This window comes from Denitratimonas tolerans, assembly GCF_037203605.1.
GTDB classification, from domain to species: domain Bacteria; phylum Pseudomonadota; class Gammaproteobacteria; order Xanthomonadales; family Xanthomonadaceae; genus Denitratimonas; species Denitratimonas tolerans.
This window is the reverse complement of the sequence record NZ_JBBDHC010000004.1, coordinates 22266-42885: the sequence shown is the minus strand read 5'-3', so window position 1 is coordinate 42885 and position 20620 is coordinate 22266. Positions and strand designations below refer to the sequence as shown.

Annotated in this window: 14 protein-coding genes; 9 read left to right on the top strand and 5 right to left on the bottom strand. The window is 64.7% G+C overall.

Annotation, left to right across the window (positions count from 1 at the left end; genetic code table 11):
* Nucleotides 1–21: 21 nt before the first annotated feature.
* Entirely contained in the window at nucleotides 22–1059 is a 1038-nt protein-coding gene (gene nadA, locus WB794_RS03810; RefSeq protein ID WP_337334522.1) for a quinolinate synthase NadA, read from the bottom strand.
* Between the two features lie 96 nt (nucleotides 1060–1155).
* Here nadA and nadC point away from each other — a divergent pair, with 96 nt between their 5' ends.
* Nucleotides 1156–2028 (top strand): carboxylating nicotinate-nucleotide diphosphorylase, encoded by an 873-nt coding sequence (gene nadC / locus WB794_RS03805; RefSeq protein ID WP_337334521.1) that lies wholly within the window; start codon nucleotides 1156–1158, stop codon nucleotides 2026–2028.
* Nucleotides 2029–2053: 25 nt separating this feature from the next.
* On the opposite strand, the gene WB794_RS03800 is transcribed toward nadC, so the two are convergent.
* Complete coding sequence (locus WB794_RS03800) at nucleotides 2054–2557, bottom strand: hypothetical protein (RefSeq protein WP_337334520.1); 504 nt, start codon at nucleotides 2555–2557, stop codon at nucleotides 2054–2056.
* A 172-nt stretch (nucleotides 2558–2729) separates the two neighbouring features.
* A complete protein-coding gene (acnA, locus tag WB794_RS03795) occupies nucleotides 2730–5495 on the bottom strand; it encodes an aconitate hydratase AcnA (protein ID WP_337334519.1) in 2766 nt (921 codons plus the stop codon).
* A gap of 187 nt (nucleotides 5496–5682) precedes the next feature.
* On the opposite strand from acnA, the gene WB794_RS03790 reads away from it, so the two are divergent.
* The 7 genes from WB794_RS03790 (at nucleotide 5683) to WB794_RS03760 (ending at nucleotide 14564) form a co-directional block, all read left to right on the top strand.
* Nucleotides 5683–5883, top strand: a complete 201-nt coding sequence (locus tag WB794_RS03790) for an AbrB/MazE/SpoVT family DNA-binding domain-containing protein (protein WP_337334518.1) — start codon at nucleotides 5683–5685, stop codon at nucleotides 5881–5883.
* A complete protein-coding gene (locus tag WB794_RS03785; protein WP_337334517.1) occupies nucleotides 5880–6284 on the top strand; it encodes a type II toxin-antitoxin system VapC family toxin in 405 nt (134 codons plus the stop codon). The genes WB794_RS03790 and WB794_RS03785 overlap by 4 nt, the downstream gene beginning before the upstream one ends.
* A gap of 47 nt (nucleotides 6285–6331) precedes the next feature.
* Nucleotides 6332–8911, top strand: coding sequence for a bifunctional aconitate hydratase 2/2-methylisocitrate dehydratase (gene acnB / locus WB794_RS03780; protein WP_337334516.1), 2580 nt, complete (start codon nucleotides 6332–6334; stop codon nucleotides 8909–8911).
* A gap of 872 nt (nucleotides 8912–9783) precedes the next feature.
* On the top strand, nucleotides 9784–11580 hold the full coding sequence (locus WB794_RS03775) for a hypothetical protein (RefSeq protein WP_337334515.1): 1797 nt from the start codon (nucleotides 9784–9786) through the stop codon (nucleotides 11578–11580).
* Entirely contained in the window at nucleotides 11577–12512 is a 936-nt protein-coding gene (locus WB794_RS03770; protein ID WP_337334514.1) for a hypothetical protein, read from the top strand. Before WB794_RS03775 ends, WB794_RS03770 begins: the two co-directional genes overlap by 4 nt.
* Before the next feature lie 3 nt (nucleotides 12513–12515).
* Nucleotides 12516–13247, top strand: a complete 732-nt coding sequence (locus WB794_RS03765) for a DUF6339 family protein (RefSeq protein ID WP_337334513.1) — start codon at nucleotides 12516–12518, stop codon at nucleotides 13245–13247.
* 9 nt (nucleotides 13248–13256) lie between these two features.
* Nucleotides 13257–14564, top strand: coding sequence for a DNA cytosine methyltransferase (locus WB794_RS03760; protein WP_337334512.1), 1308 nt, complete (start codon nucleotides 13257–13259; stop codon nucleotides 14562–14564).
* Between the two features lie 191 nt (nucleotides 14565–14755).
* Here WB794_RS03760 and WB794_RS03755 read toward each other — a convergent pair whose 3' ends face one another.
* Together WB794_RS03755 and WB794_RS03750 are read right to left on the bottom strand one after the other, a co-directional pair.
* Nucleotides 14756–15700 (bottom strand): IS30 family transposase, encoded by a 945-nt coding sequence (locus WB794_RS03755; protein ID WP_337334511.1) that lies wholly within the window; start codon nucleotides 15698–15700, stop codon nucleotides 14756–14758.
* A gap of 463 nt (nucleotides 15701–16163) precedes the next feature.
* Complete coding sequence (locus WB794_RS03750; RefSeq protein WP_337334510.1) at nucleotides 16164–19337, bottom strand: ligand-binding sensor domain-containing diguanylate cyclase; 3174 nt, start codon at nucleotides 19335–19337, stop codon at nucleotides 16164–16166.
* A gap of 162 nt (nucleotides 19338–19499) precedes the next feature.
* Here WB794_RS03750 and WB794_RS03745 point away from each other — a divergent pair, with 162 nt between their 5' ends.
* Nucleotides 19500–20390 carry a PA domain-containing protein gene (locus WB794_RS03745; RefSeq protein WP_337334509.1) on the top strand — a complete coding sequence of 297 codons (891 nt, stop codon included), beginning with the start codon at nucleotides 19500–19502 and terminating at the stop codon, nucleotides 20388–20390.
* The last annotated feature ends 230 nt before the right edge of the window (nucleotides 20391–20620 follow it).

Genomic DNA, 20620 nt, shown 5'->3' with positions numbered 1-20620 from the left:
CGGACGCGCCCGGCGGCGGCTTCAGCGGCGGAAGTTGACCATCCGCTCCAGCGGCAGCATGGCGCGGCGGCCCAGTTCCGGATCGACGTGGATCTCCTGGCCCAGGGCATCGTCGGCGCGCAGCACGGCGCGCAGGTTGTCCAGTCCGTTCATCGCCATCCAGGGGCAGTGCGCGCAGCTGCGGCAGGCGGCACCGTTGCCGGCGGTGGGCGCGGCGATGAAGGTCTTGCCGGGCGCTTCCTGCTGCATCTTGTGGAAGATGCCCTGATCGGTGGCCACGATGAAAACGGGATTGGGCAGGCGGCGTGCGGCCGCGATCAGCTGCGTGGTCGAGCCGACCGCGTCGGCGATTTCGATTACCGCGGCCGGCGACTCGGGGTGCACCAGCACGGCGGCGTCCGGATGCACCTTCTTCAGGTCCAGGATGCCCTGCGCCTTGAACTCCTCGTGCACCACGCAGGCACCGTCCCAGTGCAGCATGTCGGCACCGGTCTGCTGCTGGACGTAGTGGCCCAGGTGCTTGTCGGGGGCGAACAGGATCTTTTCCCCGCGCCGGTCGAGGTAGTCCACCAGATCGACCGCGATCGACGAGGTCACCACCCAGTCGGCGCGCGCCTTCACCGCGGCCGAGGTGTTGGCGTAGACCACCACGGTGCGGTCCGGGTGGGCGTCGCAGAAGGGGCCGAACTCTTCGATCGGGCAGCCCACGTCGAGTGAGCAGGTCGCCTCCAGCGTCGGCATGACGATGCGCTTTTCCGGACTCAGGATCTTGGCCGTCTCGCCCATGAAACGCACCCCGGCCACCACCAGCATGTCGGCGGCATGGTCCTTGCCGAAGCGCGCCATCTGCAGCGAGTCCGAGACGCAGCCGCCGGTGTCCTCGGCCAGCTGCTGCACGTCCGGATGGGTGTAGTAGTGCGCGACGAGTACGGCGTTTCGGGCCTTGAGCAAGGCACGGATTTCTTCCCGGCAGGCCTCTTTTTCAGCACCTTCCAGCGCAATGGCGGCGTGCGCCCGCGCCATGTGCAGGTTAACGCGCTCGTCGTTGGCAGCGATCATCGGGAATTCCGTGGATGCGTGGGAACAGGGCCTGGATTGTAGTGGCCGCTGCTACGATGCGGGCCCAGCGTGGCGCTTCCGGGTGTGACGATCCGCATGAACGATTCAGCTGTTTTCCCCGATGGCCCGGACGGCGCGGCGCACGTGGCGCGCGTGGTGCGCTGGCTGGCCGAAGATCTGGGCACGGGCGATGTCACCACCGAGGCGATCGTGCCGCACGACGCACGCGCCGAAGCGCTGTGGGTGGCGAAGTCCGAGGGCGTATTCGCCGGCGCGGACGAGGCGCTGACGGTGTTCCGCGCGCTGGATCCGCGGCTGGAATGGCAGCCGCAGGTGGCCGAAGGCGCGTGGGTCGCGGCCGGCACCGAACTGGTGCGCTTTGCCGGACGCGGGCGCGCCGTCCTGAGCGGCGAGCGCGTCGCGCTCAACATCGCGCAGCGCATGTCCGGCATCGCCACCGCGACCCGCGCCTGCGTCAGGGCGGTGGAAGGCACCGGCGCGCGCATCCTCGATACCCGCAAGACCGTTCCGGGCCTGCGCGATCTGGACAAGAAGGCGGTGGCCATCGGCGGCGGCAGCAACCATCGCATGGGCCTGTACGACATGGCCATGATCAAGGACAACCACATCGTTGCGGCCGGCGGCATCGGCGCGGCGGTCGCGGCCGTGCGCGCGCACGCACCGGGCGTGCCGGTGGAAGTGGAGGTCACCGGTTTCGACGAACTGGAGCAGGCGCTGGCCGCGGGCGTGGAGTGGATCATGCTCGACAACATGCCGCCCGCGCGGATGGCCGAGGCGGTGCGGCGCGTCGCCGGCCGCGCGCGGCTGGAGGCATCGGGCAACGTCAGCCTGGAGACCATTCGCGCCGTGGCCGCGAGCGGCGTCGATTTCATCTCGCTGGGCGCGCTCACCCATTCGGTCACGGCGTTCGACGTCAGCCAGCGGCTGACCGGCCTTCGTCTCGGCTGAGTTTCGGGCCCGAGCGCGTACCGCGTCAGCGCACGCGCTTGACCTTGGTCGTGGTGTTGTAGCCCTCGACCTTCAGCCGCCAGCTGCCGAAAGCGGCGGGCTCGATCAGGACGGTGGGATTCTCCACCTTCACGCCGGTCCATTTGTCGTTGCCGACCTGCTGCCAGACTTGGCCATTGTCCAGCGCAAACACCGTCTTGCCCTGCCAGCCGCGGAATTCGCCCTGCAGCCGGCTGCGCACTTCGCCGGCACCGCCGCTCGGGTCGCTGCCGAAGCCGGTGCGATCCTGCACCGCCGACGGTGCCGCGGTGGCCGAGGCACCGCCCACGTTCTTCTGCAGCCAGGCGTTGAGTGCGGCGAGCTCCTCGGCGCTGAGCTTGTCGAGACCGGCCTCGCGGAACTGCGCGGCACTCATGCGCTCTTCCACGGTGGAAAACGACTGGGCCGAAGCCAACGGCAGAGCCGCAGCGAACAGCAGGCCGGTCACGGCAAGAGGGCGGAGAAATGCGATTGCGCGGGTCTGGATCACGGGCGGAAACCGTCTGGAAAGTCGGGAGGCGAAGTCTAGCGCGGATGGCGGCGGCCGACCCGGATCGATCGCGAAGGATCGATCCGGGGCAAGTGGCGCTGGCGGTCAGCGCCCGCCGCCCGAACGCCCGATCGCTGTGCGATCGGGCCGGGCTTCCGCCGGCAAGGAGGCGTCAGGCGCTCTTCTTCGCCGCCAGCTTGCGCAGCACGTAGTGCAGGATGCCGCCGTGGCGGAAGTACTCCACTTCCTTGGGGGTGAGCAGCAGCACGCGCGCCTGGAACACCTTCTGTGCGCCAGCGGCATCGGTGGCGGTGACGGTGGCGGTCTTGGCGGCACCGTCATCGAGGCCGGTGATGGCATAGGTTTCGGTGCCTGTGAGGCCCAGCGACGCGGCGTTCTGGCCGTCGAGGAACTGCAGCGGCAGCACGCCCATGCCGACGAGATTGGAGCGGTGGATGCGCTCGAAGCTCTCGGCGATGACCGCCTTCACGCCCAGCAGGACGGTGCCCTTGGCGGCCCAGTCGCGGCTCGAGCCGGTGCCGTATTCCTTGCCGGCGATGACCACCAGCGGGGTGCCGTCGGCCTTGTACTTTTGCGCGGCGTCGTAGATCGCCAGCTTTTCCGGCGGATTGCTGCCGAAGTAGAGCGTATTGCCGCCTTCCTCGCCGCCGAAGAACTGGTTCTTGATGCGGATGTTGGCGAAGGTGCCGCGCACCATCACGTCGTCGTTGCCGCGCCGGCTGCCGTAGCTGTTGAAGTGCACCGGCTCGACGCCGCGGCCGACCAGATAGCGCCCGGCCGGGGAATCCTTCTTGATGCTGCCCGCCGGGGAGATGTGGTCGGTGGTGATGGAATCGCCGAAGTACCCCAGCACGCGCGCGCCGTGGATGTCGGTGATGTGCCCGGGGCTGGCGCTCATGCCTTCGAAGTAGGGCGGGTTCTTGATGTAGGTGGAGGCTTCGTCCCAGGCGTAGAGCTCACCATCCGGGGAGGCGATGGCGTTCCAGCGCGCATCGCCCTTGAACACGTCGCCGTAGTTCTTCCTGAACATCTCCGGGCCGATGGTGGCCGCGATGGTCTGCGCGACCTCGCTGCTGCTGGGCCAGATGTCCTTGAGATAGACCGGCGCGCCGTCGCTGCCGGTGCCCAGCGGCTCGGTGGAAAGATCCAGCTCGGTGCTGCCGGCCAGCGCATAGGCCACCACCAGCGGCGGGCTGGCGAGGTAGTTCATCTTCACTTCGGCGTGGATGCGACCCTCGAAGTTGCGGTTGCCGGAGAGCACGGAAACCACGCACAGGTCGCCGGCGGCGATGCCTGCGCTCACTTCCACCGGCAGCGGACCGGAGTTGCCGATGCAGGTGGTGCAACCGTAGCCCACGGTGTAGAAGCCGATCTTCTCGAGTTCGGCCAGCAGGCCGGCCTTTTGCAGGTAGTCGGTGACCACGCGCGAACCGGGCGCGAGCGAGGTCTTGACCCACGGCTTGCGGGTCAGCCCCCTGGCCGCGGCGTTGCGCGCCAGCAGACCCGCAGCCACCATCACCGCCGGGTTGGAGGTGTTGGTGCACGAGGTGATGGCCGCGATGACCACCGCGCCATCCTTGATGCGCACGCTGTGGCCATCGAGCTGGATGTCGGCGATGCCCTTGCCGACCTGCTCGTTGCCCACCGCCGCGCCGCCGCCTTCGGCGATGAAGTTGGAGACATCGCCGTTGCGCTGGTCGCGCTTGGCGGTGAGCTGGGTGATGACCTGGCGGGTGGAGGACTTCATGTCCGAGAGCAGCACGCGGTCCTGCGGGCGCTTGGGGCCGGCCAGCGAGGGCAGCACCGTGCCCATGTCGAGTTCGAGCGTGGAGCTGTACTGCGCCTGCGGCGTATCGGCGTCGTGCCACAGGCCCTGCGCCTTGGCATAGGTTTCCACCAGGGCGATGTGCGCCTCGCTGCGGCCGGAGAGGCGCAGGTAGTTCAGCGATTCGGCGTCGATCGGGAAGATCGCGCAGGTGGCGCCGTACTCGGGCGACATGTTGCCGATGGTGGCGCGGTCGGCCAGCGGCAGTCGCTGCAGGCCCTCGCCGTGGAATTCCACGAACTTGCCCACCACGCCGTGCTTGCGCAGCATCTGGGTCACGGTGAGCACCAGGTCCGTCGCGGTGGTGCCTTCGAGCAGTTTGCCGGTGAGCTTGAAGCCCACCACCTGCGGAATCAGCATGGACGAGGGTTCGCCCAGCATCGCGGCCTCGGCCTCGATGCCGCCCACGCCCCAGCCCAGGATGCCCAGGCCGTTGACCATGGTGGTGTGGCTGTCGGTGCCGAAGAGCGTGTCGGGAAAGGCCCAGGTGGTCCCGTCGATCTCGCGCTCCATCACCACGCGGGCGAGGTACTCCAGATTCACCTGGTGCACGATGCCGGTGTTGGGCGGTACCACCTTGAAGTTCTCGAACGCCTTCTGGCCCCAGCGCAGGAATCCGTAGCGCTCGGCGTTGCGCTCGAACTCGATGCGACCGTTGACGTCGAGCGCGTCCGGGCGCGCGAACACGTCCACCTGCACCGAGTGGTCGATCACCAGCTCCGAGGGAATCTGCGGATTGATCTGCTCGGGCCGGCCGCCCAGCTTCACCACCGCGTCGCGCATCGCGGCGAAATCCACCACACAGGGCACGCCGGTGAAGTCCTGCAGGATCACGCGCGCCGGCATGAAGGCGATTTCGGTATGCGGCACGTCGGCGGGCTTCCAGCGCGCCGCCGCCTCGATGTGCGCCGGCAGCACGGAGATGCCGTCCTCATGGCGCAGCAGGTTCTCCAGCAGGATCTTCATGGAGTAGGGCAGGTGCGCCAGCGCTGCGGCATCACCCAGGCGCTGCGCCAGGCGCGGCAGGCTGGCGTAGGTGTAGCTGCGGTCGTTGACCTTGAGGGTGTCGCGGGTCTGGAAGCTGTCGTTCATGGGAGTGCTCCGGTGACGGGCCGTGCGGCCGAACCCGTCCATTCTGCTACGGATGCGGGAGAAAGCCCAAAGCGCGGCGGGTTTCGGACGGGCGGGTACCGGCATTCAGCGGCGAGCCGGTATGCCGCTTCAAGTATGCATGATTCAGTATGTATAATTCGTTTGGATCAACTTCATGGAGGCCGCCATGGAAGCCACCGTTGCCGAACGCGGGCAGATCACCCTGCCCAAGGCCGTGCGCGATGCGCTGGGCCTGAGCAAGGGCTCGGTCCTCAAGGTCGAGCTGGACGGCGGGCGCATCGTGCTGTCCAAGCACGTCGATGACGCGATTTCCCGCGTGCGCGGCAAGTTCGCGCTGGATGATCCGGGCCGGGGCCAAGGCCCGTGATCGCTGTCGATGCGGCCGTCCTGATCGAACTTTTGGCCGATGGCGCGCGCGCCGATGCGGCCGAAGCCACGCTGCGGCAGGCCCTGCGCGGTGGCCGCGTGGTGGTGTGCGATGCGGCTCTGGCCACGCTGTCGGCGGCCCTGCGCGGCGGCGCGGAAGCGATGTCGGCGCTGGAGGAGATGGGCGTGACCTACAGCATGGTCGAAGCCAAGTCCGCGCTTCGCGCCGGCGAAATGCAGCGCCGCCAGCGCCAGCACGGCGAGGGCGTGGAGCCGGTTTCCCGCTTCCTGATCGGTGCGCACGCGCTGTTGCAGTGCGATGCCCTGATCACGTTCGACCCCCAGTTTTTCCGCGACTACTTCAAGGGCCTGAGGCTGATCGTTCCCCGCGTCGGCCCCTGATTCGTCGCTTTCACCCGTTCCTGCCACTCACACCCACGAGAGACGCCATGTTCCTTGACACCTACCGCCAACACCTTGCCGAACGCGCCGCCCTCGGCATTCCGCCGCTGCCGCTGACCGCGCAGCAGACCGCCGATGCCATCGAACTGCTGAAAAACCCGCCGGCGGGCGAGGGGGAGTTCCTGCTCGACCTGCTGGTGAACCGCGTACCGGCCGGCGTGGACGATGCCGCCAAGGTCAAGGCCAGCTACCTGGCCGCGCTCGCCTTCGGCAGCGAGAAGAACGCGCTGATTTCCCGCGCGCGTGCCACCGAACTGCTGGGCACCATGCTGGGCGGCTACAACGTGGCACCGCTGGTGCAGCTGCTGGACGACGCCGAAGTGGGCGGTGCGGCAAGCGATGCGCTCAAGCACACCCTGCTGGTGTTCGATGCCTTCCACGACGTGCAGGAGAAGGCCAGGGCCGGCAACGCCAACGCGCAGGCCGTGCTGCAAAGCTGGGCCGACGCCGAATGGTTCACCAGCCGCCCGGAAGTGCCGCAGAGCCTGACCATCACCGTGTTCAAGGTGCCGGGCGAAACCAATACCGACGACCTCTCGCCGGCACCCGACGCCACCACCCGCCCGGACATCCCCATGCACGCGCTGGCGATGCTGAAGAACAAGCGCCCGGACGCCCCGTTCGTGCCGGAGGAGGACGGCAGGCGCGGCCCGATCGGCGACATCCTCAAGCTCAAGGAAAAGGGCCATACCGTGGCCTACGTCGGCGACGTGGTCGGCACCGGCTCCAGCCGCAAGTCCGCCACCAACAGCGTGCTGTGGTGGACCGGCAACGACATCCCCCACATCCCCAACAAACGCGATGGCGGCGTGTGCCTGGGCGGCAAGATCGCGCCGATCTTCTACAACACCATGGAAGACGCCGGCGCGCTGCCGATCGAGCTGGACGTGAGCCAGATGAATCACGGCGACGTGATCGAGCTGCGCCCCTACGAGGGCAAGGCGCTGAAGGACGGCAAGGAAATCGCCGCCTTTGCACTCAAGTCCGAAGTGCTGCTGGACGAAGCCCGCGCCGGCGGCCGCATTCCGCTCATCATCGGCCGCGGCCTCACCGCCAAGGCGCGCGAGGCGCTGGGCTTGCCGACAACCGATCTGTTCCGCCTGCCGGTGGTGCCGCCGGATACCGGCAAGGGTTTCACCCTGGCGCAGAAGATGGTCGGCCGCGCCTGCGGTCTGCCGGAAGGCCAGGGCATGCGCCCGGGCACCTACTGCGAGCCGAGGATGACCTCGGTCGGCAGCCAGGACACCACCGGCCCGATGACCCGCGACGAGCTCAAGGACCTGGCCTGCCTCGGCTTCTCGGCGGATCTCGTCATGCAGTCGTTCTGCCACACCGCCGCCTACCCGAAGCCGGTGGACGTCAAGACCCACCACACCCTGCCGGAGTTCATCTCCACCCGCGGCGGCGTCTCGCTGCGCCCGGGCGACGGCATCATCCACAGCTGGCTCAACCGCATGCTGCTGCCCGACACCGTCGGCACCGGCGGCGATTCGCACACCCGTTTTCCGATCGGAATCTCGTTCCCGGCCGGTTCCGGCCTGGTCGCGTTCGCCGCCGCCACCGGGGTGATGCCGCTGGACATGCCCGAGTCGGTGCTGGTGCGCTTCAAGGGCAAGATGCAGCCGGGCGTGACCCTGCGCGATCTGGTCCACGCGATTCCGCTGTACGCGATCAAGGCCGGCCTGCTGACGGTGGAGAAGAAGGGCAAGAAGAACATTTTTTCCGGCCGTATCCTCGAAATCGAAGGCCTGCCGGACCTCAAGATCGAGCAGGCCTTCGAGCTGGCCGATGCCTCCGCCGAGCGTTCCGCCGCAGCCTGCACGGTGCGCCTGAACAAGGAGCCGGTGATCGAGTACCTCAACAGCAACATCACCCTGTTGCGCTGGATGATCGCGCAGGGCTATCAGGATGCGCGCACGCTCGAACGCCGCATTGGGAAGATGGAGGCCTGGCTCGCCGACCCGCAGCTCATGGAAGCCGATGCCGACGCCGAGTATGCAGCAGTGATCGAGATCGACCTCAACGACATCATCGAACCCATCGTCTGCTGCCCGAACGATCCGGACGATGCCAAAACCCTGTCCGACGTCGCCGGCGCGAAGATCGACGAGGTGTTCATCGGCTCGTGCATGACCAACATCGGCCACTTCCGTGCCGCCGCCAAGCTGCTCGAAGGCAAGCGCGACCTGCCTGTGCGCCTGTGGATCGCCCCGCCCACCCGCATGGACGAGGCCAAGCTCACCGAAGAGGGCCACTACGGCACCTTCGGCGTGGCCGGTGCGCGCACCGAAATGCCCGGCTGCTCGCTGTGCATGGGCAATCAGGCGCAGATCCGCGAAGGCTCGACCGCCATGTCCACCAGCACCCGCAACTTCCCCAACCGCCTCGGGCGCAACACCGACGTCTATCTGGGTTCGGCGGAACTGTCGGCGATCTGCGCGACCCTCGGCCGCATCCCGACCCGCGAGGAATACCTCGCCGACGTCGGCGTGATCAACGCCCAGGGCGACCAGATCTACCGCTACATGAACTTCGACCAGATCGAGGAGTACCGCGCGTCGGCCTGAGCGCTGGCGACAGTCGATTGACCCGCACGAGCCCGGCAGCGATGCCGGGCTCGTGTCGTTTGCGGTCGTGCCTGTCGAACGTTCGGCTTCGAACAAGGTGACTTCGTCCGCGGCAAGATCCCCCAACTGGACGCGGCCACGAACCCGCAGGTTTGCACTCGGCTTGATTTCGGGAATTGGCGACGACTGGCTTCCGACGCCGCCGCTGCAAGGTCCCGCGAGATTCCGGAATTCCACTCATGGACGTCCGATCCGCGCTCAATGCCGCGCCCGGGGCAGACGCTTGCACGACCGCAGCCTACCCGGCAGACCGGCAGAACGGCCGGGAAACGGCGTTTGAACTTCCTATACGGGCAATTCACGCAGTCAAACCTGACGGAGTTCCTTGGTCGGCCCTTCCTTCGCCTGGCCGGCCGAATAGACCAGGTGCCGCTACTCCTTGGGCAACTCCGAATCGAAAAGCTGGAGGCTCTCTTGGCCGAAGATGACGCTCCAGTGCCCTAGTATTTTCGGCCTAGCGTTGATCTTGGGTGTCGCTGCCTACGAGATCTAGTTGCATTCAACAATCGTTGCATGTACCCTACATTTCACATATGTAGGAACATGGTGTCCCGCGTGTCCGATAAACGAAACAAGCGAGAGCGTTTCATAGACTTGGGGCAAGCGCGGGTCAGGAAGGCGACTCAGCTGCTTAGGCTCATCGGAAACCTTTCAAATACAAGCAATTACGAGTACTCGGCCGAGGACGCCCAAAAGATCCTAGGCGCGTTGGAAGTTGAGATGAAGCATCTCAGGGCCAAATTCCAGGCCGGAATTGCTCGACGGACCAAAGACGAGTTCAAGCTGGGCTAAAGCACGGGAGAAGGACGCAAATGAGCTGGGTGTTCCATGAAAGCGATCCGATGGGCGGCGCGGCGGGCGAGGCCTATGCCAATACGCTGAAGTCTCCGGGCATGCAGCCGGAACATGTGCTTGCTCGCGAGGCAATCCAGAACTCGGTCGACGCGGGCCTCGGTTTCCCCAAGGTCACCGTGCGCTTCCGGCTTCGGAGTCTTAAAGGGGATGCCAAGGCGGGGTTCGTTCAAGCTGCAGAACTCGGTGCGCAGGAAGTCCGAAAAGACGCCTTGGAGCTGTCGTCCCCCAATTGCTTGGAATCGCTGAACAGCCCCAGCAAGCCGCTTGAGCTGTTGTACGTTGAAGACTACGAGGCCGAAGGGCTCTCGGGCGACGCCCACGATAAGGGGTCCAACTTTTATCGGTTGCTGCTTTCGCTTGGAGACAGGTCTAAGGCGCGAACCGAGAAAGGCACTGGCGGGTCCTACGGATTCGGAAAGTCGGTTTATTCGTCCAGCTCTGCTATCCAGACCATTTTCGCCTATACCCGATTCAAGGACGAAGACGGCGCTGAAAAGACTCGACTTTTTGGATGCGGCTACTATAAAAGCCATGAATATCGCGGTAAGAGCTACAGCGGTCGAGCTTGGCTTGGTACTGGCAAGAGACAGGATGACCAAGGCCGCACTATCGTCGATCCCCTGGATGGAAAGAAGGCGGACAACCTTGCCGCGAAGTTGGGTTTCCATCTCCGAGGCGAAGGCGAAACGGGAACAACCATTCTCATCGTGGATGCCTCGGTAAATCTTGCGGACATCATCATCGGTGTGGAGGATTGGTGGTGGCCCCGCCTGATCGAACACAAGCTTGATGTCGAGGCAATCGATGCGAGTGGCCAGGTGTTCGTGCCGAGGCCCCGCCGAAACGAGCAGCTGCGGCCATTCATCGAATCGTTCGAGATCGCCCGTGGTGTGGCGACTCCGAAGGCCGGAACTCAGAAGCTTAATCCGTTGAATAGACTCGGCGATATCAACCTGGGTACCTGCGGTTTCGTGGTTTCCCCCCTAAACGCACTAGGTGCTCCGATCGTCAGGGCTGATCGGTGCAATACGGTCGCGCTCATTCGCGCGCCGTTGATGGTGGTGGCCTACAAGCCATTTTCGGAAACTGCGCCTGTTGTGGTCGGAGCCTTTATGGGGTCTGAAGACATTGACCTGGTCCTGAAGAAGAGTGAGCCGCCGGCGCACGATCGGTGGGATCCCGACTCGCAAAACCTTCGCGATGTTGACGGAGCAGGTAAAGGGGTGGTCAACGCGGTCCTCTCGCGCGTGAAGGCCGGTCTGAAACGATTTCAGAGCGAGGCCGCTCCTCCCGCGCCGGCCAAACAGAAGCGTCTGTCGATCCTTGAGCGTGCGTTGGGAGCCTACTTTCGTCCAACGGGCTCCGGTGCAAAACCGCCGCCGGATCCGACCAGCTCCCTTGTTCACCTTGAGTTCAACAAGCAACCTCATGCGACCGCGACTAAAGACGGGCAGCTCCAGCTCGCGAGTTCCTTCAAAGTCTTCCTTGACCCGAAAGCAGATGACGAACCGGTATGTCTCCGAGTTCGTGTCAGCTGCCCGGTGCTTGAGGATGAAGGCCAAGAGGGAGAAGACCTAAGGTTGTCTATCCAGGTGAGCGGCGTCGACGCAAAGCCCGATCCAGACGACCACCGCCTTTTCCGGTTCAAGATGTCAAAAGGGGATAAGGCCCACTTCGGCGTGGTGTCCGAAGGGTACGACCCAAGTTGGACCGTACGTCTTCGTCCCGAAATCGACGAAGAGGTTGAAGCATGAGTTCTTCTAAGTATAACAAGTCGGCTACGAAAGATGTTCGGCCGTTCTTCGAAGCAGCGACGCTTGAAGAGTCGCTAGAAGCAACGCAAATCCGACTCTACGAAGATCAGCCCTTCACGGACGTAACCTTGTTCACGGTCGAGGCACAGGATCAGAGCCGGTTGGCAATCGTCGTTCGACCGAGCATCACGGAGGCAGTGCTCGCATCGGCCTCAATCGCTCGGTCGAAGCTTGTACTGGCTGTCACGGCCGTCAACCCGTTTCTAAAGCGCACCGATGTTGTACACAGGATGACCTTGAAGGACGACGTGCCGGCCGACATTGCGATCGGTAGTGAAGTGCTAGAGCGCCTCGGCGGCGGGGCGAACGTGACCATTGAGGTCGCGCTGTGCCTCGCGACCCCGCTCAAGAAGGAGGCAGGCAAGCCCTTCATGCCAGGTCATTGGCTCTCAAAGAAGACATTCGAACTTCGGCCGCCCAAGCCCACCGAAGATTTCGACGTGGAGCCATTGGGAGACGAAGGCTGGAAAGCGATGGGATACCCAGCAAAGACGCTGTACCACGTGGATTACTACGCAGGATTCAACGAGCCTGTCGACAAGACCCGCCCGATCGCAAAGGTTCGCATCCACGAAGACGTGCACAAGAAGTTGGCGGCGGAGAATCTTCCCGCCATGAGCAGACCAATGATGGCGTTCTTGGCGGCGGAAATTCCTTGCCAGCTATTGGCTGCCAGCCTCAACGAGTGGAAGGACGCGGAGGCGCCGGAGCCAAGGAGCCCACTTGAAGCCTTCTACAAGCGGCTAAAGAGAGTTGAGCCCCAACTGACCATGACCGAGCTTTCGCGTTGGGCTGGGCAGCCGGGCATGCCCCGCATTCGCGCCTTGCTGCACGCGGATCAAGAGTCGGTACGAAAGGTCGTGGAGGCCTAGCACATGCGCTATCCAATCCTTACGACAACCGACGCTTCGATTTTTTTCATCAGCAAGCGCGCCGGAACCCCAGTGGAGCTTGATCGCCTGGTGAAATCGCGTGGCGAAGGCCCCGAACTCCCCCAGAGTTTCGTGAATGATCTTGTCGCGGAACTTGCCAGTATCAAGTCCCGCTTTCCGGAGGGTTTGAAGAGCGCGAAGAATGCGAACGCCTTCGAAGCGCTGGCAGCGCGTGCTATCCACACGAGGGTGCAGGTAGGCGTAGAGATCCTGGCGGATCCGGACTTTTGGCTGTGGCTGGCAGCCGTCCACTTTTCCGACATCGTAGAGTGGAGATACGGAAACCCTCCGGGCGGCACAGGCGCAGCAAATTACGGAGTCGGTGCCCGCTCGGAAAACCTGCTTTATCGCCTATGGCTCCGCGCTGAGCTCGTGCTCGACGAGGAGGCCCAGGACCGATATCATCTATGCGACCACGGCCAGATCGACTTTTACCGGAGCCACCTGTTCCGGCAGGGTTATGCAAACGCTCGAAATTTTGCCCGTGCTCTGCTTAGGTTTCAGTACCCCGACAAGAACGATGTCACTCAGCCGTTCTTGAAGGTCGATCAGATCCGGGAACTCGTCAAGCGACTCCGGCGTTTGCGAACCAACTTGTTCATGGAGATTCTTGATGAAGGCGAGTGTCGAAAGGTCATCGACGACGAACTCCGCATGGTCCCAGAAGCAGCATGACGTAATCGCATGAGCGGCACCGAGCTAGAAAGCTACGTAATTGAGAACGGCCGAATCATCCGGGAACTCTCGTTGGGCGGCAATGTTTGGCGGTCTGAGATTGAGAACGTCGCCGACGACGGCGCGGTTGGCCACGCGGCTTGGTGGCAGAGTTTTCTCCGCGGCGCTGAAGTTAAAACGAAGAACTCGTCGGATCTTCCGACAATTCGGTCAGTTGACGCTTTCTGCGGCTGCGGCGGGCTCACCTTGGGCGCAGCTCAAGCTGCAATGGCTGTCGGACGAAAGTTCGAGTCTGTAGCGGCGATTGACGTCGACGACTCAGGGCTTGAGGTCCATCGGGCGAATTTCGGAACGAAGTACGCACTTCACACAAGCGCATCCAGCCTAGTGGATTTCCACGTCAGCGGAACTGGGAGCGAGTCTAGATTTGCTTACGATCCAGAAGTGATAGATGCGGCACTGGCAGCGGAGGCGGGGAATATTGACCTCTTTCTGGCCGGCCCTCCCTGCCAGGGCCATTCAAATCTCAACAACAAAACGCGGCGAGAAGATCCTCGCAACCTGCTCTACTTGACCGCAGTCGCGCTAGCTGTGGGCCTCAAGGCGCGCATGGTGGTGATAGAGAACGTCCCGGACGTCGTGAACGACAAGAGTGGCGTTGTCGTTTCGGCCAAGGCATTGCTCAAGGCTAGCGGCTACAAGTTCATTGACAGCGGTGTGCTCGCCGCGAACGAGATGGGCTGGGCCCAAACGCGCAAGCGATTTTTTCTGATTGCTGCCAAAGTCGGTTCGCGAAGAGCTTCGCTAACGCTCAATGGTGTTGTAGCGGGCCTTAAGAGGGACGCTCTCCACCTGGGTTGGGCCATTGGCGACCTTGCGCGTGGGAAGCGTGAGGGTGCGGGGGCCGGCGTAATGGACACCGTGCCGGCACTTTCAGAAGAGAATCGCGCTCGAATTAGTTGGCTCTTTGCTAATGACAAGCACGAGCTTCCTAACCACGAACGCCCTGACTGTCACAAGGACGGGCACTCGTACCCCTCCGTATACGGGCGAATGTTCTGGGACAAGCCAGCGCAAACTATCACGACCGGCTTTCTTACGCCAGGTCGCGGTCGCTACATTCATCCTAGAGAGCCTCGCGTCATAACGCCACATGAGGCCGCGAGAATTCAGGCGTTTCCAGACAGCTTTCGCTTTGTAGTAAACGGACATGACCCTGCGCGTAGTGCAGTCTCCAAGTGGATCGGAGACGCGGTGCCTCCAGTGCTCGGGTACGCCGCTTTGTTGCCCCTACTCGCACTAAGCGAAGATGCCTAGTCGTCGCGGCTGGGGCGCTCCCTTGGCATTGGGCCTTCTAGCAGTCCCGCAGCAACCACTGGGCGTTTCAGCTCGCACTGCCAAAAGACAAGTACAGTCCACCCCAGCCTCTGAAACTCGGCGATAGCCTGAGCATCGCGTTCAACGTTGCGAGGAAGCGTCTCATTCCAGTACTCGTATCGGGGGCGGATTCAACCGCGAAGTGCAACGCGTGAGTGGTGAAAGAATACCTCGGACGGGGTAAGGAATCGGTGACGTTTTCGGGGTCGGTTGTTGAGCGCGTCCTGGGCGCACTGTATTTCCTCCGGGAGGATGGTCGAAAAGTTGCGCTTGCGCGGGAAGTACTCGCGCACCAGGCCGTTGAGGTGCTCATTGCGAGCTCGTTGCCAGGGAGCGTGGGGGTCGGCCATGTACATCGTGGTCTCCAAGGCCAGTTCGATGAAGTCGCCGTCCGCGAACTCGCTCCCCCGGTCGCTGGTCAGGGTGTGGACGTGGGCGCGCCAGGGCATCAGACATGCCGCCACCGTATCGGCCACATCTTCGGCCTTGCCCGTGGCGCTCCATCCCAGGCACAGCAGGCCGCTGAGCCGCTCGTTCATCGTCACCAGCACGCCACCTCCCTTGCTGGGGCGCACCGTATCCACTTCCCAATGCCCGAACTGGCTCATGTCCTGGACGGCGTGAGGGCGTTCGCTGATCGGGGTGCGGTCGGCAAAGCGCTGGGTCCGATGACGACCATAGCCACGCCGCCGCTTGGGCAGGCGCAGGCGATGGCGCAAGCCGTGCCGGTGGAGGTAACGGTAGATGGTGGTGTGGCTGGGCACGGCGATCCCCAGCAGTTGACAACGGCCCTGAATCTGCACCGGACTCCACCGCTGGCTCACCCCCTGCTCAATCTGGGCGAAGGCTTCGGCCGGCAACTGGGGACGCGAGCTGGCCTGGTGACGGCGGGTCTGGGCCACCTTGTGTGCAGGCGTGGCGCGATAGGCCCGCTCGCCCGCGTTGCGCCGTCGCTCCCGGCCGATGGTGCTGGGGTGGCGGCCAAGCTGTCGGGCGATGGCGACATTGGAGAATCCTGCACTCAGCAGGGCGGCGATCTGGTAGCGTTCTTCCTGGGTCAGGTGTCGATAGGACATGGCAGCTTCGCTTGGTCGTGGAGCGGCCAGCCTACGGCACCTGGCCCGCCTCGGTTCAAGGAAATTGCACTTCAGGGTTGAATCCGCCGGGTTTTCGACGTAGTTGCGACTACATGCATTTCGATGTTTCAGCCTTTCTCCAAGCGCAACTGATTGAATTGCTTGGGTCAGCTGATGCTCCTAGGCCGAAAACTGGTGGCGAAGTGCGGAACTTCGGGGGCGCTCTACCCGGACCTTCGCGCGCGACTTGCCGCGGAAGATCGCCCGCTGCCCGAGTACGTGCGCGAGGCGTTCAATGCCTACCTGCGCTGTGGGGTGCTTGACCACGTCTACCTGTTGGTGCTGTGCGAGATGCCAGGCCAGGGGTTTCTGCGGTCGCATTATCGGGGTCATGTCAAGTGCATTCACGGTTTCGCCAGGAATGAGGCCGCGGCGCCTGGCATGGCGGGCGCGCGCCCAAGCCTCAGGACGGCGGGTTTTCCAGCAGTGCGCGCCGTACCGCTTCCGGTGGCAGCGAGCCGACCGATGAAAGATGCCCGGAATCGAGCATCTCCGGCAGACGGTGCCGCCAGTCTGGCGGCAGCGCCGTGCTCTTTTCACAGGTCAGGCCGACCCTGCCGTTTCGACCGCCGCGCTTGGCCGCATAAAGCGCGAGATCGGCCATTTCCACGACGTCAGTCCAGCTGGTCTGGTGCGGGAAGCAGGGCTGAAGCGGAAACACCGCGTGGCCCAGCGAGCAGGAGCAATACAGTCGGCGACGGTCCGGCAACTCGAAGGGCGTGGCGGCGATGGTGCGGACCACCCGATCAGCCAGCTCGGCGGCATGCTGACGTGTCATATGGCGGGCAACGACGAGGAATTCCTCACCACCCCAGCGCACCAGGTGGTCGCTGTCACGGAAGCAGGCGCGCAAACGATCGGCCACTTGCATCAGCACCGCATCGCCGGCCGCGTGGCCATAGACGTCGTTGACCTGCTTGAAATGGTCGATGTCGATCAGGAAGAACAGCAGGTCGGCCTGTCCGGAGCGGCTGCCATCGGCGAGGGCGGTTTCGTGGCGGCGGAGCGATTCGGCCACGTCGCCCTCGATATGGGCGGCGAAGTAGCGTCGGTTGCGCAATCCGGTGAGTGGATCGGTGAGGCTGGCTTCCTCCAGCGCCTGGGATTTTTCGCGCAGCGTGATGGATACTTCCTGCAGTTCGCGGGTGCGCGTCGCGACGTGACGCTCGAGCTCGTGCTGGCGCTTGCGCAGCCAGCGGGTGCGCTGGTGGATCAGCGTGTTCACCAACGCGCCCAGCAGGATCACGGCGCCAATCCGTGTCCACCAGGTTTGCCACCAGGCCGGCTCCACCCGCAGCGGTATCGACAGGGAACGATTGTCGAAGCGTCCGGAGCGGTTGCTGCTGCGCAGCTCGAAGCGGTAATCGCCCGGCGCGAGATTGGCAAAGGTCGCGACACGGTAGTCGGCATCCACTTCGGTCCAGTTCTCACTTTCGCCCAGCAGGCGATAGGCGTAGCGGATCCGGTCGGGGGCGTTGTAGTCGAGCGCGGCAAATTCGATGGCGAGGCTGCGTTGGCCCGGGGTGAGGATCAGCCCGTCCTGTCCGTATGCCTGGGGAGCGGCGACGCCGTTGATGCGCAGGTCGGTGATGGCAAGCGGTGGGGTGTTTTCGGAGAAGTGGAACTGCTCGGGCAGGATCGCCAGAAGGGACTGGGTGCCACCAAACAGCAGGATGCCGTCGCGGGTCTTGGCGTAGGCACGGAACCAGGGCGAGCCCAGCTCCGCGCCATCGCTTGGGCCCAGCGTGAGGACCCGGCCGAGGGTGGAATCCAGGACATGGTTCTGGGTCCACAGGCGGCTCTGGGCATCGTGCAGAAGGTTGGCTCCGAAGGGGCGGCCCGGCAGGTCGTACTTCTGGCTGATGGCCTCGACCCGTTCGTTCCCGTCGGCATCGATGCGCACGCGGAACAGGCCCGATGGCGTGTCGAACCAGACGCTGTCTTCCGCAGCGACAAGCAGGCCGAGTACATCCGGGTTGTATCCGCGTGCCGGGTGAGCGGCCAGGACCCGGCGGGGCTCCGCCTCCGGGGTGTCGAGCAGGGCGAGGCCGGACTCACCGCCGATCCACAGGCGTCCGGCTGAATCGAAGGACAGTGCGTTGATGTCGCCGCGCAGCGGGGTGTTCACACCGCCGTGCTTGCGTTCCAGTTGCGTGGCGCCGGGTCGATGCCGCCACAGGCCGTCTTCGGTGGCGAGCCACAGGCCGCCAGCGGGGTCGGCGAGCAGGCGCCGCACGCGACCACCCTCCAGTGCGAACGATTGCAGCGGAGCACTCTCGGTGGCACGGCGGAACACGCCGGCGTCGCTGCCGATCCACAGGGCACCATCGACGGTTTCCGCCAGGCCAGTGATGCGGACGCCGCGCAGTAGCGGCTGTCCGCTCGCATCATGCAACGCACCGAGGGGGCGCAGTTGGGCGTCGAGCACCGCGATGCCCCGGTCCTGGGTGCCCAGCAGGATACGTCCGTCGGCGAGCACGGTGATGGCGCGCACGTTCAGATCGTCGGGCGCGTTGTCCACCTCGGCAAAGGCAAGACGGTCGCGCAGCCGGAAGGCCGTGTTGAGCGAATTGTGTCGCTGCACGCCGCCGCCGTAGCTTCCCACCCAGAACTGTCCGCCGCGATCGCGCAGCAGGGCGTGGACTTCACCGCTGGCCAGCGAGACCGGGTTGCCGGGCTGATGCCGCAGGCGGTACAGCAGGTGACCATCGCTGGCGGCACGGACTTCCACACCGCTGGCGCGGCCGATCCAGAGTTGATCCGGGCTCGCCTGGAGCATGGCGTACACCGAGGCGGCGCTGGTTTCCGGCGAGTCTGGCGTCACTGCCTGCGGTGCGAGGCCATCGGCGGGAGTGCGCCAGAGCCGACCTTCGCGGGTGCCGATCCACACATGCCCGTCATCGGCTTCGAACAGCATGGTGACGCTTGTGTTCGACCCGTCGAGCGCAATGGGTGCAAGCGTTGTTTCGCCCGGGGCGAGACGTGCCAGCCCACCCCAGCTGCCCACCCACAGCGTACCGTGGCGGTCGATCAGGAGGCATTCGATGCGGACTTCCGGCAGGCCCTCCTGACCACTGAGGGCAACCCGTTTCAATTCTCCGTCGCGGCTGCGCACGAGCAAGCCCTGATCATCGGTACCGATCCACAGCTGGCCTTGCGAATCCATCGCCAGCGCGTTGACCGAGAACGAGGCCGGCATCACTGCGCTGGTATCGACCGGCAGCAGGCGATCAGTGCCCGGTTCGTAACGGGCCAGGCCGACGAAATCGGTGCCGACCCACAATGCTCCGTCGCGGTCGGCCAGCAGCGAGCGCACGAACAGCGAGGTTTCGTCCGGGGCGGTGCTCCAGCGGTTGCCATAGAGGCGGAAGCGGTGGCCATCGAAACGCACCAGGCCGCGCGCCGTTCCCATCCAGATGAAGCCAGTACTGTCCTCGGCCAGCGCCGTGACAACGCTGCTCGGCAGGCCGGTGCCTGCGGTCGCAAAACGTGGTGGGTCAGCGGGAATGTCCTGCGCCAATGCCGTCAAGTACGGCAGCAAGGCCAGCAGGAGCAGAGCGAGAACACGTGAAGTCATGCTGCATGGTATCGCCTCGACGCATGCCGCGGATCGCCCGGCACGGCCGGCCATCCGACGTGCCGGAGAGGGCGGCAACCAGGCGGGGTTAGTGTCGTTCGACAACCAACCTCGTTCTCGCAGGCCACCAACCAGGTCGAGATCGCGGCCCCCGGCGTCGGCGTGCTCAGCACCTATCCCTTCCGCGATGCCTCGATGAGCGTCGGCGGCGCCAGCTTCATCGTCTCGCCCATCGAAGGCACCATGCAGGGCAATGCCAGCGGCCAGCTCGCCGATGGCGGCCTGTGCACCAGCGCCGGAAGCTGGGGCGGCAAGGTGGTGATGTGCGAGCGCGGTACGACCAGCTTCGCCGACAAGGTCGCCGCGGCGCAGGCCGGTGGTGCCTCCGCCGTGGTGATCTACAACAACGTCCCCGGCGGATTCGCCGGCACCCTGGGCACCGGCACGTCGTCGGTGCCGGCGCTCAGCATGAGCCAGGAGGACGGCCAGGCCCTGGTGGGCGGCTCGCTCGGCCAGACCGCCTCGGTCAGCTCGGTGCCTCAGTCCAACGCCAGCGGCTACGCTTACCTCGACGGCACCTCGATGGCGACCCCGCATGTCTCCGGTGGCGCTGCAGTCGTCTGGAGTGCCAATCCTTCGGCCAGCAATCAGCAGGTGCGCGCCGCGCTCACGTCCACCGCGCTCGATCTGGGAACGGCCGGCCGCGACAACTACTACGGCTACGGCCTGATGCAGGTGTTCGCCGCGGTCGAAGCGCTGGTCGGTGGCGGTGGTACCGGCCCCGGCCCCGGCCCCGTTGCGGCACCCTCGTCCCTGACCGCGTACAACTACGGCACCATCAAGGGTAACGTGGAGTTCGGGCTGCAGTGGAGTGGTGGCGACGTGAAGATTGACGTTTACCGGAGCGGAAGCAAGGTCGCTTCAGGCGTCGGCAACACCGGCAGCTATACCGATCGCGTGAAGGTGAAGAAAAACACCAGCGGCACCTTCACCTACCAGGTCTGCAATGCCGGCACCAGCGACTGCTCCGCCGGAGCCAGCGTCGCCTATTGACATCCCTTCGCTTCGCGTCGGGAATCCCAAAGGGCCTGCCAGTCGGCAGGCCCTTTTTTCATGTGCGTCCGGCACGGGCGCACTCTTGGCCCCGATGGCGCGAGGCTCGTCGATGCTGGCGACAGCGCGCGCCGCGGTCGGACAGAAGCCGCGTTTTCACGTGCAGTGGAGCGGGCGTGATCTGGTCTCGCCGCCAGCAGCTCCCGTGCGGCTCCCGCAACTCCCGGGAA